The organism is Rhodoligotrophos appendicifer, assembly GCF_007474605.1.
Classification (GTDB): domain Bacteria; phylum Pseudomonadota; class Alphaproteobacteria; order Rhizobiales; family Im1; genus Rhodoligotrophos; species Rhodoligotrophos appendicifer.
Map to the genome: position 1 here is coordinate 1 of NZ_VHKL01000017.1, position 16,227 is coordinate 16,227.

Genomic DNA, 16,227 nt, shown 5'->3' on the forward strand with positions numbered 1-16,227 from the left:
CCATCGCCATGGAAGAGAAGCTGCGCTTCGCCATCCGTGAAGGCGGCCGAACCGTCGGCGCCGGTGTCGTCGCCACCATCGTCGAGTAGGATCGCTTCGATGGTGCGTGTATAACATTGGACACGCATAGGGACTGGTAAGGCGGCGCGTCCGGTGCTAAGGAGGCGCCGCTGCCGGTTTTCGATTGTATCGAAGCCGGCGGAAAGTTTTAGGGGTGTAGCTCAGTTGGTAGAGCGGCGGTCTCCAAAACCGCAGGTCGGGGGTTCGAGACCCTCCGCCCCTGCCAAAAGGCAAGACCGGGATATAAGAGGCGATGGTCGCCGTCCTGGGTTACGGTAATTCAAAGCCAGGCGGTGAAGTCTGGTTAAGGTCCGGAACAGGCAGAAGCGCATGGCGAAGACGAACCCATTCCAATTCGTGCAGCAGGTTCGCGCCGAAATGGCAAAGGTGACCTGGCCGTCACGGAAAGAGACCATGATTACGACCGTTATGGTGATGATTATGGTGGTCTTCGCTTCTATTTTCTTCCTGATTGTGGACGAAGCTTTAAGCTTTGCCGTGAGCTACATTTTGGGCATCAGAGCGTAAGCGGCGGAACGAGAGACAATGGCGAAGCGCTGGTACATCGTTCACACTTACTCGAATTTCGAGAAGAAAGTGGCTGAGTCGCTGAAGGAGCAGGCGGCACAGCAAGGACTGGCTCATCTGATCGACGAGATCATGGTGCCGACCGAGGAGGTCGTCGAGGTCCGGCGCGGTCGAAAGGTAACGAGTGAACGACGTTTTTTCCCGGGCTACGTCCTGGTTCGGATGGAAATGACTGATCAGGGCTACCATCTGATTAAGAATACGCCGAAGGTGACGGGGTTCCTGGGTTCAGACAACAAGCCGATCCCGATCTCCAATGCCGAGGCCGAACGCATCCTTTATCAGGTAAAGGAGGGTGTGGAGCGTCCACGGCCGTCGATCACTTTCGAAATCGGCGAGCAGGTCAAGGTGGCCGATGGTCCTTTTGCCTCATTCAATGGCCTTGTCGAGGAAGTTGACGAGGAGCGCTCCCGGCTCAAGGTAGCCGTATCGATTTTCGGCCGACCGACGCCGGTCGAGCTGGAATTTGGGCAGGTGGAGAAGGTCTGACCTGTCCGAATAGCGGTGGGAGGCCGGTACATTTGTCAGCCTGCAAATGTCCATTAAAGCCGCACCACCACCCTCAAACCAGAGCCGGCATGGGCCGGCAACGAGGATAGAATGGCAAAAAAGATTACTGGTTATATCAAGCTGCAGGTACCTGCAGCATCAGCGACGCCCTCGCCACCGATTGGACCGGCTCTTGGTCAGCGTGGTTTGAATATCATGGAGTTCTGCAAGGCATTTAATGCCGCCACGCAGGAGCTGGATAAGGGGGCGCCATGCCCGACCGTCATAACCGTGTTTCAGGACAAGTCCTTCACCTTTGAGATCAAGACGCCGCCGGCCAGCTATCTGCTGCGCCAAGCCGCAAAGATTTCCAAGGGATCAAAGGAGCCTGGCAAAGCAAGTGTCGGCTCGGTGACCATGGATCAGGTCCGTGACATCGCCAAGGCGAAGCTCAAAGATCTAAATGCACGCGACATTGACCAAGCTTCGAAAATCATCGCCGGTTCTGCCCGGTCGATGGGCCTCTCGGTGACGGAGTAATCATATGGCCAAGATTGCAAAGCGCATCGCGAAGGTCAACGAGGGCATTAATCCTGAAAAGGCTTATGTCTTGGACGAAGCCCTCAAGATGTTGAAGGAACGGGCGAAGGCGAAGTTCGACGAGACGATCGAGATTTCACTCAATCTCGGTGTCGATCCACGTCATGCGGACCAGATGGTCCGTGGCGTCTGCCAACTCCCGAATGGTTCTGGCCGCACCGTGCGAGTGGCAGTGTTCGCTCGCGGCGACAAAGCTGAACAGGCCAAGGCTGCGGGGGCGGACGTCGTTGGCGCTGAAGATTTGGTTGAAAGCGTGCAGGCAGGAAACATCGACTTCGACCGTTGTATTGCAACCCCTGATATGATGCCCTTAGTGGGGCGCCTGGGCAAAGTCCTCGGCCCGCGTGGCATGATGCCGAACCCGAAGGTCGGCACCGTTACGCCTGACGTGGCGGGTGCCGTGAAGGCTGCAAAGGGTGGTGCTGTAGAATTCAAGGTCGAGAAGGCCGGGATCATTCACGGCGGTGTGGGAAAGGCGAGCTTCACCGAGGATGCTTTAGCCGGTAATATCCGTGCCTTCGTCGATGCCGTGGTGAAGGCGAAGCCCGCCGGCGCCAAAGGCACTTACCTTAAAAAGGTGTCCTTGAGCTCAACAATGGGGCCTGGGTTGAAGGTAGACCTTGCGAGCGTGAGCAACCCGGCGTAAAAGGTCGTCATCGCATTACGAGATTCGCATAAGCAGACCGGCAAAAGCAGCCGGTCTGCTTATGCGTTTGGTTTGGCCAGAGGGTATCGAAGGCGATCCACCCAGCCAAACCGGTCTAGAAGACCTGTCCGAGACTGCCGGCGCAAGCATGCGAATGTTTGCTTAATAGTCCAGCCGGCATGAGACGGGGAGTGGGTTGATTGATGGCGGATAGTCTCCCAAATAGAGGTTATCCTTAGCATCAGTTGGTTCGAACCTCGAGATCGCGTCCTTTGCTCCTCGGAGCATCTGGCTGCGGACAGGCAGTGAGCGCCATTGGAGATGGCACCTGCCTTCGTGCATGGTGGCCTTAGTGCCGATGGCTAGTGTGGAAGCGCAACGCCCTGAATCTCAGGGCAAAAGCGCACGCGAGGAGAGAGCAAGTGGAGAGAGCTGAAAAGCAAGAGCTCATCACAACGCTCAACCAGGTGTTCCTGACCACCGGCGTCGTTGTCGTGGTTGGCTATCAAGGCTTGACGGTGCCGCAGATGAATACTCTGCGTCGCCAGATGGCTGCGGTGGGGGGGTCCTTGAAGGTCGCCAAGAATCGTCTGGTGAAGCTTGCTCTTGATGGTACCGACTCGGAAGGCATAAAGGATCTTTTTAAGGGTCCGACAGCCGTGGCTTATTCGCCTGATCCGATTTCGGCGCCGAAAGCGTTGATCGCCTATGCCAAGACAAACGAAAAACTCGTTATTCTTGGCGGCGCCATGGGAGCGAGGGTTCTCGATCCCGATGGTGTGAAGGCGCTGGCTGAACTGCCGTCTCTCGACGAGTTGAGAGGCAGGCTGGTTGGCATGATTCAGACCCCCGCCACCCGCATTGCGGGCGTGGTCCAAGCGCCGGCTGCTCAGCTGGCACGGGTTCTCAACGCTTATGCCACCAAGAGTGAGGCCGCTTGACGGCCTCCATGCATGTGATCCGGTTCGAACTGATTGAGAGAAAGAGAAACCAATGACTGATCTGTCGAAGATTGTTGAGGAGCTCTCGAGCCTGACGGTTCTTGAAGCTGCCGAGCTGTCGAAGATGCTCGAGGAGAAGTGGGGCGTTTCTGCCGCTGCTCCGGTGGCGGTTGCTGCTGCCGGTGGTGGTGCCGCTGCCGCTCCTGTTGAAGAGCAGACTGAGTTCAACGTTGTTCTTACCGCAGCTGGCGAAAAGAAGATCAACGTGATTAAGGTGGTTCGCGAAATCACCGCGCTCGGTCTGAAGGAGGCTAAGGACCTGGTCGAAGGCGCGCCTAAGAACGTCAAGGAAGGCGTTACGAAGGCCGAGGGCGAAGACCTTAAGAAGAAGCTGGAAGAGGCTGGCGCCACTGTCGAGCTTAAATAGTGTCGAGCTGTCCGTCGGGGCTGAGGCTTCGCCTCATCCCGGCGGATGGTCAGAAATGGGTTGGATAACGGTTTTCCAGGCAGCCGCCGTTGTAGGCTGCCTGGAAAGCCGTTTAAAGCGTTGACAGACGCTTCTCACGAAGGAGCAAAGATGACTCAGACTTTTGCCGGTCGCAGGCGGGTCCGCAAGTTTTTCGGTCGTATGCACGAAGTCGCGGAGATGCCGAACCTCATCGAGGTTCAGAAAGAGTCTTACCGCCAGTTCCTACAGGTTGAAGAACCAAAGGGTGGTCGTGAGGATAACGGGCTGCAGACTGTTTTCAAGTCGGTTTTCCCGATCAGCGATTTCTCAGGCCAGGCGATGCTCGAATTCGTCCGTTACGAATTCGAGCTGCCGAAATATGACGTTGAGGAGTGCCAGCAGCGAGGAATGACCTTTGCGGCACCGCTGAAGGTTACCTTGCGTCTGATCGTATTTGAGCTGGATGACGAGACGGGCGCTAAATCCGTCAAAGACATCAAGGAACAGGATGTCTACATGGGCGACATGCCGCTCATGACCGATAACGGTACCTTCGTGGTCAACGGTACCGAACGTGTTATCGTTTCACAGATGCACCGGTCACCTGGCGTCTTTTTTGATCATGATCGTGGCAAGACGCATTCCAGCGGCAAGCTGCTGTTTGCGGGTCGCATCATCCCCTATCGTGGATCGTGGCTCGACTTCGAGTTCGACGCGAAGGACGTTGTCTTCGTCCGCATCGACAGGCGCCGCAAGCTCCCGGTGACGACGCTCTTCTATGCTCTTGGTCTCGATGGCGAAGAGATCCTGCACTATTTCTACAATACGGTGACCTACACACGGGCAAATGACGGCTGGCGGACGCCGTTCGATCCGGCTCGTTATCGGGGTGCAAAGCCCGAGCGGGATCTGATCAATGCGGCGACGGGCGAGGTTGCGGTGGAAGCTGGGCGCAAGGTGACGCCCAGGCTTGCAAGGAAGCTGGCGGAAGAAGGCCTCACTGAGCTGCTCGTTCGCGATGAGGATCTGTACGGGAACTATGTAGCTGACGAGCTTGTCAATCCTGAGACTGGTGAGATCTACGCCGAGGCAGGAGATGAGATCTCTGAGGCAATGCTGAAGAAGCTGGCCGAGGTGGGATATGATGCATTGCGCATCCTGGATATCGACCACATCACCACGGGTGCCTATATTCGCAATACCTTAAAGGCGGATAAGGTCGAATCCTACGAGCAAGCTCTGCTGGAGATCTACCGGGTGATGCGCCCAGGCGAGCCGCCGACGCGTGAAACCGCGCAGGCGTTGTTCCACGGCCTGTTCTCAGATTCTGAGCGGTATGATCTTTCGGCCGTAGGGCGCGTGAAGCTGAACATGCGCCTTGACCTGAACAGCCCTGACACGCTGCGGACATTGACGAAGGATGACATCCTCGCAGTCGTTAAAATGTTAACGGATCTGCGTGATGGTAAGGGTGAAATCGATGATATCGATCACCTTGGCAATCGACGTGTCCGTTCGGTCGGTGAGCTGATGGAGAATCAGTTTCGTGTGGGTCTGGTGCGGATGGAGCGTGCCATCCGTGAACGCATGAGTTCGGTCGATATCGATACGGTGATGCCGCACGACCTGATTAATGCCAAGCCCGTCGCAGCAGCGGTTCGGGAATTTTTCGGGTCGTCACAGCTGTCTCAGTTCATGGACCAGACAAATCCTCTGTCAGAGGTGACGCACAAGCGTAGGCTTTCCGCTTTGGGACCGGGCGGACTTACGCGTGAGCGTGCGGGCTTCGAAGTTCGCGACGTGCATCCAACTCACTATGGGCGTATCTGTCCGATCGAAACGCCGGAAGGCCCCAATATCGGTCTGATCAACTCGCTGGCGACGTTCGCACGAGTGAACAAGTATGGCTTCATTGAAGCCCCCTATCGGAAGGTCGTTGATAGTCATGTGACCGACGAAGTGGTCTATCTTTCCGCCATCGAGGAGGGGAAATACCATATCGGTCAGGCCAATGTTGAGCTGTCGAGCGATGGTTTGTTGACGGAAGAGCTCATAACCGCCCGGGCGTCGGGTGATGTCACGATGGTGACGCCCGACCGTGTGGATTATGTCGACGTATCGCCAAAGCAGCTCGTGTCCGTTGCCGCCGCCTTAATTCCATTCCTCGAAAACGACGACGCTAATCGGGCCCTTATGGGCTCCAACATGCAGCGTCAGGCGGTTCCGTTGATAAAGACGGATGCGCCTTTGGTGGGCACTGGCATGGAAGAAGTCGTGGCGCGCGATTCAGGTGCGGCGATTTCTGCCCGCCGCAGCGGGATCGTGGACCAAGTTGACTCGCGCCGTATCGTGATCCGCGCCACAGAGGAGACCGACGCCTCGCGTTCGGGCGTCGATATTTTCAACTTGTCGAAATTCCAGCGATCCAACCAAAACACCTGCATCAATCAGCGTCCGCTGGTGCGGGTGGGAGATCGTGTAAAGGCAGGAGATATTATAGCCGATGGGCCGTCCACCGATCTTGGGGACTTGGCTCTGGGTCGAAATGTGCTCGTCGCCTTTATGCCCTGGAACGGCTACAACTTCGAAGATTCGATCCTGATCTCTGAGCGGATGGTTCGAGACGACATCTTCACCTCCATCCATATCGAAGAGTTCGAGGTGATGGCCCGCGACACAAAGCTGGGTCCTGAGGAAATCACGCGCGATATACCCAATGTCGGCGAGGAAGCTCTCAAGAACCTTGATGAGGCAGGCATCGTCTACATCGGAGCTGAGGTCCGTCCTGGCGATATCCTGGTGGGTAAGATCACGCCAAAGGGTGAGAGCCCGATGACGCCCGAAGAGAAGTTGCTTCGGGCAATCTTCGGCGAGAAGGCTTCGGACGTCCGGGACACGTCTTTACGTGTGCCACCAGGAGTTCAGGGTACGATTGTTGAGGTCCGGGTTTTCAACCGCCATGGCATCGACAAGGACGAACGCGCTCTGGCGATCGAGCGCGAGGAAATCGAGCGTCTCGCGAAGGATCGCGATGACGAAATGGCTATCCTTGATCGGAATACTTACGGCCGTCTCACCGACTTCCTGCTCGGCAAGGACGCCGCGGGTGGCCCTCGCGGTTTCAAGCTCGAGGGAAAAATTGAGAGTGGCAAGCTCGACGAGATGCCCCGCTCGAAATGGTGGGAAATAGCGCTGGCTGACGAAAAGTCACTCGGCGAGCTCGAAGCCATGCGACAGCAGTATGAAGAGTCCAAGAAGCGTCTCGAACAGCGCTTCTTGGATAAAGTAGAGAAGTTGCAGCGGGGCGACGAGTTGCCGCCCGGTGTGATGAAGATGGTGAAGGTCTTTGTCGCAGTGAAGCGTAAAATACAACCTGGCGACAAAATGGCTGGCCGTCACGGGAACAAGGGCGTGATTTCTCGCATTGTTCCAGTCGAAGACATGCCCTTTTCCGAGGACGGGACACATGTGGACATGGTGCTCAATCCGTTGGGCGTGCCGAGCCGGATGAATGTCGGTCAGATCCTCGAGACGCATCTGGGCTGGGCTTGCGCTGGACTCGGCAAACAGATTGCTGAGCTTGTTGACATCTATCGGGAGAGTCACGACGTAAAACCTCTGCAGCACAAATTGACCGCAATCTATGGCAAGTCAGATGGCATCGACGCGTTGAGCGAGCATGAGCTTGTAGACTTTGCCGACAGCATGCGCGGCGGTGTGCCAATGGCAACCCCAGTCTTCGATGGTGCGAAGGAGGAAGACATCGTTCGTATGCTGTCCGAAGCGGGAGTTGATACGTCGGGGCAGGTGACCCTCTACGATGGCCGAACCGGAGAGGCCTTCGATCGTCGCGTGACGGTGGGGTACATTTATATTTTGAAGCTCCATCACTTGGTCGACGACAAGATTCATGCTCGATCGATCGGACCTTACAGCCTAGTCACCCAACAGCCTCTGGGTGGCAAGGCCCAGTTCGGTGGGCAGCGCTTTGGCGAAATGGAGGTGTGGGCACTCGAAGCTTACGGTGCCGCCTATACGCTTCAAGAGATGCTCACCGTGAAGTCGGACGATGTTGCGGGCCGCACAAAGGTCTATGAGGCGATCGTCCGTGGTGACGATAACTTTGAGGCCGGTATTCCGGAGAGCTTCAACGTTCTGGTCAAGGAGATGCGCTCGCTGGGTCTCAACGTCGAACTTACAAACTCCGAGGAGTAGGGACTCTGCTCACCATGGGCTCCGGGAAGATTGCAATTCGCACTCCCGGAGCGACCAAGTCCACATCTGTGGACTTCAGATTTTCATTTGCATGCGCGCCGCTCGCGCGAAGGAGCCTGGACCGATGAATCAAGAGGTCATGAACCTTTTCAATACCGGAAGTCCCCCTCAGACTTTCGACTCGATCAAAATCTCGGTGGCGTCTCCCGAGAAGATCCTGTCCTGGTCCTATGGCGAGATCAAGAAGCCAGAAACGATCAACTACCGGACTTTCAAGCCGGAGCGCGACGGTCTGTTCTGCGCCCGCATTTTTGGCCCGATCAAAGACTACGAGTGTTTGTGCGGCAAGTACAAGCGCATGAAGTATAAGGGCGTTATCTGCGAGAAATGCGGTGTCGAAGTCACTTTGAGCCGTGTCCGGCGTGAGCGGATGGGCCATATCGAACTTGCGGCTCCCGTCGCCCATATCTGGTTTCTAAAGTCTTTGCCGAGCCGCATCTCGCTTTTGCTCGACATGACGCTGAAAGAGATCGAGCGGGTCTTGTACTTCGAGAACTATATCGTGCTCGAGCCAGGTTTGACTCCGCTGAAGCCCCGGCAGTTGCTGACCGAAGACGAGTTCATTGCCTATCAGGATGAGTATGGTGAGGACAGCTTCACCGCGTCTATTGGCGCTGAAGCCATTCGAGAGCTCCTCCGCGAAATCGATCTTGATAAGCTCTCAGACAGTCTGCGTCAGGAGATCGCCGAGTCGACTTCCGAGCTTAAGCCGAAGAAGCTTGCCAAGCGACTGAAGCTGGTCGAGGCCTTCATGGAGTCCGGCAACAAGCCGGAATGGATGATCCTGACGGTAGTCCCCGTGATCCCGCCGGAGTTGCGTCCTCTGGTGCCTCTGGATGGCGGCCGGTTCGCGACATCGGATCTGAATGATCTCTATCGTCGTGTCATCAATCGCAATAACCGGTTGAAACGGCTTATCGAACTCAAAGCACCTGACATCATCATCCGCAACGAGAAGCGCATGCTTCAAGAAGCGGTCGACGCGTTGTTCGATAACGGTCGACGCGGCCGGGTGCTGACCGGTGCGAACAAGCGGCCCCTGAAATCCCTTTCCGACATGCTCAAGGGTAAACAGGGCCGGTTCCGCCAGAACCTGCTGGGCAAACGCGTCGACTATTCTGGGCGCTCCGTGATCGTGGTTGGGCCTGAGCTCAAGCTGCATCAGTGTGGCTTGCCCAAAAAGATGGCGCTCGAACTGTTCAAGCCGTTCATCTATTCCCGTCTCGATGCAAAGGGCCTGGCGGCGACCGTCAAGCAGGCTAAGAAGCTTGTCGAGAAGGAGAAGCCCGAAGTCTGGGATATCCTGGACGAGGTCATCCGCGAACATCCGATCCTCTTGAACCGGGCGCCAACTCTCCACCGCTTGGGCATTCAGGCGTTTGAGCCTGTACTTATCGAAGGCAAGGCGATCCAGTTGCACCCGCTTGTTTGCGCGGCTTTCAATGCCGACTTCGACGGCGATCAGATGGCGGTGCATATCCCGCTGTCGCTGGAGGCTCAGCTCGAGGCTCGAGTGCTGATGATGTCCACGAACAATGTTCTGCATCCGGCGAATGGGCAACCGATCATCGTGCCATCGCAGGATATTGTGCTTGGCCTTTATTATCTGTCCCTAATGCGACAGAACGAGCCGGGCGAGGGGATGATCTTTGGGGGGATGTCGGAGATCGATCACGCCCTCGAAGCCAAGGTTGTGACCCTTCACTCGAAGATCAAGTGTCGCTACACAGGCGTCGATCTGGAAGGCAAGGAGTTCACGAAGATCTATGAGACCACCCCGGGCCGGATGAAGATCGGCCAGCTTCTGCCTAAGCGTATCGGTATTTCCTACGATCTTTGTAACAAGCTCCTCACCAAGCGTGAGATCAGCCGAATGATTGACGCGGTCTACCGCCATTGTGGCCAGAAGGAATCTGTCATTTTCTGCGACCAGATTATGGGCCTCGGCTTCGTCAATGCCTTCAAAGCTGGAATTTCCTTCGGCAAGGACGACATGGTCATCCCTGAGGCCAAGGAAAAGCTCGTTGAGGAGACGCGGCAGCTGGTTAAGGAATATGAGCAGCAATATGTCGATGGGCTGATTACGCAGGGTGAGAAGTACAACAAGGTGGTTGATGCCTGGGCAAAATGCACAGACAAAGTCGCCGATGAAATGATGGCCAAGATCTCGGCCGTTGAATTTGAGCCCGGTTCGAACCGCGAGAAGCCGATCAATTCCATCTACATGATGGCCCATTCTGGGGCGCGGGGCTCTCCGGCGCAGATGAAACAGTTGTCAGGCATGCGCGGGCTTATGGCCAAGCCGTCGGGAGAGATCATCGAGACGCCGATCATCTCCAACTTCAAGGAAGGTCTCTCGGTTCTTGAATACTTCAACTCGACGCACGGTGCTCGTAAGGGCCTGGCGGATACGGCCCTCAAGACGGCCAATTCCGGTTACTTGACACGTCGTCTTGTCGATGTGGCGCAGGACTCGATCATCACTGAAGAGGATTGCGGAACGGATGAGAGCATAACAACGAGCCCGCTAATTGATGCGGGTGAAGTTGTTGTCTCTATCGGTACCCGGGTCTTGGGCCGGACGGCTTTTGAGGATGTGGTTGATCCCGCGACGGGCACGGTCATTGTTCCCAAAAATCAGGAGATCATGGAAGAGCATCTGGAGCCGATCGAGAAGGCCGGCATTCAGACCATCCGCATTCGTTCTGTGCTGACCTGCCATACGCGTTTCGGCGTCTGTGCGAAATGCTATGGGCGCGATCTCGCCCGTGGCACGCCGGTTAACATGGGCGAAGCAGTGGGTGTAATCGCGGCGCAATCCATTGGTGAGCCGGGCACCCAGCTTACTATGCGGACCTTCCATATCGGCGGAACCGCACAGGTTCTGGACGAGTCGTTCCTGGAATCAGCTCATGACGGTACGATTAAGCTGAAGAACCGCAACGTGGGCCGCGACAGTCAGGGCCGTCTCGTAGTCATGGGTCGTAACACGTCGATTGCCGTTCTGGACGACAACGGAAACGAACGTGCGACCCACAAGGTGATCTATGGAACGCGTCTGCATGTCGACGACGGCGACAAGGTAAAGCGTGGCGTACGTATGGCCGAGTGGGATCCCTATACTCGTCCGATCCTGACCGAGGTCGACGGAACCGTCGATTTCGAGGACGTGGTTGATGGCATATCGGTGAAGGAGGTCGCCGATGAGGCGACGGGCATCACCAGCCGCGTGGTTATGGATTGGCGGTCATCGCCTCGCGGTGCGGACTTGCGGCCCGCGATGGTGGTCAAGGACAAAGATGGCAAGGTGCATAAGCTCGCCCGCGGTGGCGAAGCGCGTTATCTGCTGTCTGTCGACGCGGTCCTGTCGGTTGATCCGGGAGCGACCGTCAAGGCTGGCGATGTTCTGGCCCGCATTTCCACGGAAAGTGCCAAGACTCGTGATATCACCGGCGGTTTGCCGAGGGTGGCCGAGCTCTTCGAGGCACGGCGGCCAAAGGATCATGCGATCATTGCCGAGATCTCCGGAACTGTTCAGTTCGGACGCGACTACAAGAACAAACGTCGCATCCGGATCGAACCTGACGATTCAACCCTTGAGCCCATCGAATACTTGATCCCCAAAGGCAAGCATCTGCCTGTCCAGGAGGGCGATCACATCGAAAAGGGCGAGTACTTGATGGACGGGAACCCAGCTCCCCACGACATCTTGGCGATCAAGGGGATCGAGGAGCTCGCGAGCTTCTTGATCAACGAAATCCAGGAGGTGTACCGGTTGCAGGGCGTTATGATCAATGACAAGCACATCGAGGTCATTGTTCGCCAGATGCTGCAGAAAGTTGAGATCGAGAACGGTGGTGACAGTTTGTTGCTTCCCGGTGAGCAGGTCGACAGGATTGAACTCGACGAGGAAAACGATCGTCTGATTGCCGATGGCAAGAAGCCGGCATCCGGCAAACCAGTGCTGCTCGGGATTACCAAAGCCTCGTTGCAGACCCGATCCTTTATCTCGGCTGCTTCCTTCCAGGAGACTACACGCGTACTGACCGACGCAGCCGTGAACGGCAAGGTCGATACGCTGGAGGGGCTCAAGGAGAATGTTATCGTGGGTCGGTTGATACCGGCTGGGACGGGACGGATGTTGTCTCGCTATAAGCAAGTCGCCGATAAGCGCGATCAGCTCATTCTGGACGAGCGTCGGAAGGGGGGGGGAGAGACCCCAGCACTGTCTTCTTCCTCGACGCCTGCGGCAGAGGCTTTTGCTTCGTCTCCCCAGGAGCAACCTGTCTAACCATTTAGTTGCAAAACTGCGGAAAAGCGGCCGCCTCATGAGGCGGCCGCTTTCTTCTCTTAAACAAGCACCGCATCACCATTGGGTTCAACGAACGCTACCAGCGCACCGCCGCCATCCTGGACGAGCGCGATCTCGCCGATATAGTCACTGTGGAATGGCCCGTGAACGATCGTCCCACCTAGAGCTTGAATATTCCTGATCGCCGCCTTCATGTCCTCTACTGCGATACAGGTCATCCAGAAATTAGGCGTGCCATCGAAGGCGGGCGACGAAAGCTGATAAATTCCGCAAACGGGCGACTCCCCCCGATAGGCGATCCAGTAGGTGGCTCCGTCTGGAAGAGTTAAGCCGCGATAGGACCATCCCAACATAGCCTTGTAGAACGCCTTAGCGGTCTCCGCGTCCCAAGTTAGCAACTCGTTCCACCACACTTTTCCATGAACCGACATGATCCAGCCTCGCGATAAAAGGTGTTATTGGAGATATTCGAAACACAACCATGAAGGGTATCTCAACTCCGTTGCCATTAAGTTGACGCATTCGAGGCTCTCCAGCTGCTTCGTGAGAAAGTAAAGGAGAGAAAGCGTAGGGGTGGGGTTGACGCGCGGCAGGCAGATCAGTATGTTCCGCTCACTTTCAAACGACAGCTCGTAGGCGATTCCTTCTCCTAAACACTGTCGTGAAGGTAAGCGGCGAAAAAGTCGGGACACGACCTCGGGAACTTAGGTTCTCGCGGTCCTCTGGTTTATGAGCGCTAGCGGTCGGATCATCCCTCCGTTTCAGCGCTTGTTTTCGTGTCTCGATGCGCATCATCCGATGCGGCGTCAGTCACTCTTGAACAGTTGGACGAACGAAGAGCGCGAATGCCAACGATCAACCAGCTCATCCGCAAGCCCCGGGCGCCGCTCGGAAAGCGGAACAAAGTTCCGGCGATGGAAGCTTGCCCGCAGAAGCGAGGCGTCTGTACGCGTGTCTATACGACAACGCCAAAGAAGCCCAATTCTGCGTTACGTAAGGTCGCCAAGGTCAGACTCACCAATCAGTATGAAGTGGTGACCTACATTCCCGGTGAGGGACATAACCTTCAGGAGCACTCGGTGGTCCTGATCCGTGGCGGCCGCGTGAAGGATCTTCCCGGCGTACGCTATCATATCATCCGCGGCGTGCTTGACACGCAGGGCGTCAACGCCCGTCGCCAGCGCCGTTCGAAGTACGGCGCGAAGCGGCCGAAATGATCTCAGGTTTGAGGAGCTAGGCCATGTCACGTCGCCGCGGCGCAGACAAGCGGGAGATCAACCCCGATCCGAAGTTCGGGGACCTGATCGTCTCCAAGTTCATGAATAATCTTATGCGGGACGGCAAGAAGTCGGTGGCCGAGGGCATTGTCTATGGTGCTTTCGACAAAATCGAGACGCGTGCCAAGACCGATCCAATCGGCGTGTTTCATCAGGCGCTGGGAAACGTCAGTCCCGCCATTGAGGTTCGCTCACGCCGCGTTGGCGGTGCTACCTATCAGGTTCCCGTCGAGGTGCGCTTTGAGCGTCGTCAGGCATTGGCGATCCGCTGGATCATCTCGGCGGCCCGAGCTCGCAATGAAAATACAATGGTCGACCGTTTATCGGGCGAATTGCTGGATGCCGCAAATAACCGTGGTTCAGCAGTGAAGAAGCGCGAAGACACTCACCGGATGGCTGAGGCCAACCGAGCCTTCTCGCACTATCGCTGGTAACGGCCGAAAGAGAGTACCACAATGGCACGCACCCATCCGATTGAGGACTATCGTAACTTCGGCATCATGGCGCACATTGATGCCGGTAAGACGACGACCACCGAGCGTGTTCTTTTCTATACGGGAAAGAGCCATAAAATTGGTGAAGTCCATGAGGGTGCAGCCACCATGGACTGGATGGAGCAGGAGCAGGAGCGCGGCATCACGATCACGTCCGCTGCGACCACATGTTTCTGGAAGGGCAAGCGGCTGAACATCATTGATACGCCGGGCCACGTCGATTTTACGATCGAGGTTGAGCGCTCTCTGCGCGTGTTGGATGGTGCCATTGCTTTGCTGGATGCTAATGCGGGTGTGGAACCGCAAACAGAGACTGTGTGGCGTCAAGCCGACAAGTATCACGTGCCACGCATGATGTTTGTCAACAAGATGGATAAGACGGGCGCTGACTTCTACAAGTCAGTTGAGATGATAAAGACGCGACTTGGCGCAACACCCATTGTCATCCAGCTGCCGATAGGCGCCGAAACCGATTTCAAAGGCTGCATCGACCTCGTGAAGATGCAAGCCATCATTTGGCGTGACGAGTCCCTTGGAGCGGAATTCGATTATCTTGAGATTCCCGAGGACATGAAGGCGCAGGCGCTCGAATATCGTGAAAAGATGATCGAGCAAGCCGTGGAGCTGGATGAATCGGTCTTGGAAGCCTATCTGGAGGGGAATGAGCCAGATGAGGCGACGCTTAAGCGCCTGATCCGTAAAGGCACGTGCGAAGTGACCTTCTTTCCGATCTTGTGCGGGTCGGCGTTCAAGAACAAGGGAGTTCAGCCGCTTCTTGACGCTGTTGTCGACTACCTCCCGAGCCCGATTGAAATTCCCCCTGTAAAGGGTATCGATGTCAAGACGGGCGGTGAGATTACGCGCACGGCTGTCGATAGTGAACCGACATCTTTGCTCGCCTTCAAGATCATGAATGATCCGTTTGTTGGCTCCCTCACATTCTGCCGGATCTATTCCGGGAAGATTGAGGCCGGCACTCAACTGATCAATACGGTCAAAGAAAAGCGTGAACGTGTTGGCCGTATGCTGCAGATGCATGCAAACCACCGTGAAGAGATCAAGGAGGCCTATGCAGGCGATATTGTCGCTCTCGCGGGTCTGAAGGATTCCACCACCGGCGATACGCTCTCGGATCCGAACTATCAGGTCATTCTGGAGCGTATGGAGTTTCCTGAACCGGTCATCGAGATCGCGATCGAGCCGAATACCAAGAGCGATCAGGAAAAGATGGGCATGGCCTTGAACCGGCTGGCTCAGGAGGATCCGTCCTTCCGGGTGAAGACGGATGAGGAATCTGGCCAAACCATTATTGCTGGTATGGGCGAACTGCATCTTGACATCATCGTCGACCGCATGCGTCGAGAGTTCAAGGTTGAGGCGAAGGTGGGCGCGCCCCAGGTCGCTTATCGCGAGACGATATCGCGCAAAGCGGAAGTCGACTACACGCACAAAAAACAGACCGGTGGTTCTGGACAGTTTGCGCGCGTGAAGATTGTCATCGAACCAGCCGAGCAGGGGGCCGGGTTTTCCTTCGAGAGCAAAGTCGTCGGCGGTTCGGTTCCGAAAGAGTATGTTCCCGGCGTTGAAAAGGGGATCAAGAGCGTTGTGGAGACTGGCGTGCTCGCTGGATTTCCGATGCTTGATCTGAAGGCCAGCCTGATCGATGGGGCCTATCACGACGTGGACTCAAGCGTCATGGCTTTCGAAATCGCCGGCCGAGCTGCATTTCGCGAAGCGGCGCAAAAGGCCGGTGCCAAGCTGCTTGAGCCAATTATGCGGGTCGAGGTGGTGACGCCGGACGACTATATGGGCGACGTGATTGGCGATTTGAATTCTCGTCGGGGACAGATCCAGGGATCTGAAGGGCGTGGCGTGGTTCAGGTTATTACGGCCATGGTGCCGCTGGCGAACATGTTCGGTTACGTGAACAACCTGCGGTCAATGTCCCAGGGACGTGCGCAATACACGATGACATTCGATCACTATGCGGACGTGCCGAAGGCCGTGTCTGATGAAGTGGTTGCGAAATACGCTTGATCTGAACGGTCAGCGACAGAAGTGAACGGCCCGAAAGGGCATCGAGACAACGGCGTTTTC

The 16,227-nt window shown here is 56.3% G+C and carries 13 protein-coding genes and 1 tRNA gene; 13 read left to right on the forward strand and 1 reads right to left on the reverse strand.

What is annotated here, in order from left to right; all coding sequences use genetic code 11:
- The 10 genes from FKM97_RS24605 to rpoC form a co-directional block, all read left to right on the forward strand.
- A partial coding sequence (locus tag FKM97_RS24605) for an EF-Tu C-terminal domain-related protein (protein ID WP_144295174.1) occupies nt 1-89 on the forward strand: 89 nt, incomplete at its 5' end.
- Nucleotides 90-210: 121 nt separating this feature from the next.
- Nucleotides 211-286: transfer RNA gene (locus FKM97_RS24610), tRNA-Trp, on the forward strand.
- A 104-nt stretch (nt 287-390) separates the two neighbouring features.
- Nucleotides 391-588, forward strand: a complete 198-nt coding sequence (secE, locus tag FKM97_RS24615; RefSeq protein ID WP_144295113.1) for a preprotein translocase subunit SecE — start codon at nt 391-393, stop codon at nt 586-588.
- An 18-nt stretch (nt 589-606) separates the two neighbouring features.
- Entirely contained in the window at nt 607-1,137 is a 531-nt protein-coding gene (gene nusG, locus FKM97_RS24620) for a transcription termination/antitermination protein NusG (RefSeq protein WP_144295114.1), read from the forward strand.
- Between the two features lie 111 nt (nt 1,138-1,248).
- Nucleotides 1,249-1,677: a 50S ribosomal protein L11 gene (gene rplK / locus FKM97_RS24625; RefSeq protein WP_144295115.1), complete on the forward strand. Its 429-nt coding sequence runs from the start codon at nt 1,249-1,251 to the stop codon at nt 1,675-1,677.
- A gap of 4 nt (nt 1,678-1,681) precedes the next feature.
- Nucleotides 1,682-2,383 carry a 50S ribosomal protein L1 gene (gene rplA / locus FKM97_RS24630; RefSeq protein WP_144295116.1) on the forward strand — a complete coding sequence of 234 codons (702 nt, stop codon included), beginning with the start codon at nt 1,682-1,684 and terminating at the stop codon, nt 2,381-2,383.
- 422 nt (nt 2,384-2,805) lie between these two features.
- Complete coding sequence (gene rplJ, locus FKM97_RS24635; RefSeq protein ID WP_144295117.1) at nt 2,806-3,324, forward strand: 50S ribosomal protein L10; 519 nt, start codon at nt 2,806-2,808, stop codon at nt 3,322-3,324.
- Between the two features lie 52 nt (nt 3,325-3,376).
- Nucleotides 3,377-3,751 carry a 50S ribosomal protein L7/L12 gene (rplL, locus tag FKM97_RS24640; RefSeq protein ID WP_144295118.1) on the forward strand — a complete coding sequence of 125 codons (375 nt, stop codon included), beginning with the start codon at nt 3,377-3,379 and terminating at the stop codon, nt 3,749-3,751.
- Between the two features lie 150 nt (nt 3,752-3,901).
- Entirely contained in the window at nt 3,902-7,987 is a 4,086-nt protein-coding gene (gene rpoB / locus FKM97_RS24645; protein WP_144295175.1) for a DNA-directed RNA polymerase subunit beta, read from the forward strand.
- Nucleotides 7,988-8,111: 124 nt separating this feature from the next.
- Nucleotides 8,112-12,338, forward strand: coding sequence for a DNA-directed RNA polymerase subunit beta' (gene rpoC, locus FKM97_RS24650; protein WP_144295119.1), 4,227 nt, complete (start codon nt 8,112-8,114; stop codon nt 12,336-12,338).
- Nucleotides 12,339-12,397: 59 nt separating this feature from the next.
- On the opposite strand, the gene FKM97_RS24655 is transcribed toward rpoC, so the two are convergent.
- Nucleotides 12,398-12,790: a VOC family protein gene (locus FKM97_RS24655; protein WP_144295120.1), complete on the reverse strand. Its 393-nt coding sequence runs from the start codon at nt 12,788-12,790 to the stop codon at nt 12,398-12,400.
- Nucleotides 12,791-13,204: 414 nt separating this feature from the next.
- Between FKM97_RS24655 and rpsL the strand changes: the two genes are divergently transcribed.
- Genes rpsL through fusA form a run of 3 tightly spaced genes read left to right on the forward strand, consistent with a single transcriptional unit; the run spans nt 13,205 to nt 16,167 of the window.
- Nucleotides 13,205-13,576 carry a 30S ribosomal protein S12 gene (rpsL, locus tag FKM97_RS24660; RefSeq protein WP_144295121.1) on the forward strand — a complete coding sequence of 124 codons (372 nt, stop codon included), beginning with the start codon at nt 13,205-13,207 and terminating at the stop codon, nt 13,574-13,576.
- Nucleotides 13,577-13,599: 23 nt separating this feature from the next.
- On the forward strand, nt 13,600-14,070 hold the full coding sequence (rpsG, locus tag FKM97_RS24665; protein WP_144295122.1) for a 30S ribosomal protein S7: 471 nt from the start codon (nt 13,600-13,602) through the stop codon (nt 14,068-14,070).
- A 21-nt stretch (nt 14,071-14,091) separates the two neighbouring features.
- Nucleotides 14,092-16,167, forward strand: coding sequence for an elongation factor G (gene fusA / locus FKM97_RS24670; RefSeq protein ID WP_144295123.1), 2,076 nt, complete (start codon nt 14,092-14,094; stop codon nt 16,165-16,167).
- Nucleotides 16,168-16,227: the final 60 nt, after the last annotated feature.

Coding starts and splice junctions, on each gene's coding strand:
- secE (WP_144295113.1), top strand. CDS start 391: ATGGCGAAGACGAACCCATTCCAATTCGTGCAGCAGGTTCGCGCCGAA.
- nusG (WP_144295114.1), top strand. CDS start 607: ATGGCGAAGCGCTGGTACATCGTTCACACTTACTCGAATTTCGAGAAG.
- rplK (WP_144295115.1), top strand. CDS start 1,249: ATGGCAAAAAAGATTACTGGTTATATCAAGCTGCAGGTACCTGCAGCA.
- rplA (WP_144295116.1), top strand. CDS start 1,682: ATGGCCAAGATTGCAAAGCGCATCGCGAAGGTCAACGAGGGCATTAAT.
- rplL (WP_144295118.1), top strand. CDS start 3,377: ATGACTGATCTGTCGAAGATTGTTGAGGAGCTCTCGAGCCTGACGGTT.
- rpoB (WP_144295175.1), top strand. CDS start 3,902: ATGACTCAGACTTTTGCCGGTCGCAGGCGGGTCCGCAAGTTTTTCGGT.
- rpoC (WP_144295119.1), top strand. CDS start 8,112: ATGAATCAAGAGGTCATGAACCTTTTCAATACCGGAAGTCCCCCTCAG.
- FKM97_RS24655 (WP_144295120.1), bottom strand. CDS start 12,790: ATGTCGGTTCATGGAAAAGTGTGGTGGAACGAGTTGCTAACTTGGGAC.
- rpsL (WP_144295121.1), top strand. CDS start 13,205: ATGCCAACGATCAACCAGCTCATCCGCAAGCCCCGGGCGCCGCTCGGA.
- rpsG (WP_144295122.1), top strand. CDS start 13,600: ATGTCACGTCGCCGCGGCGCAGACAAGCGGGAGATCAACCCCGATCCG.
- fusA (WP_144295123.1), top strand. CDS start 14,092: ATGGCACGCACCCATCCGATTGAGGACTATCGTAACTTCGGCATCATG.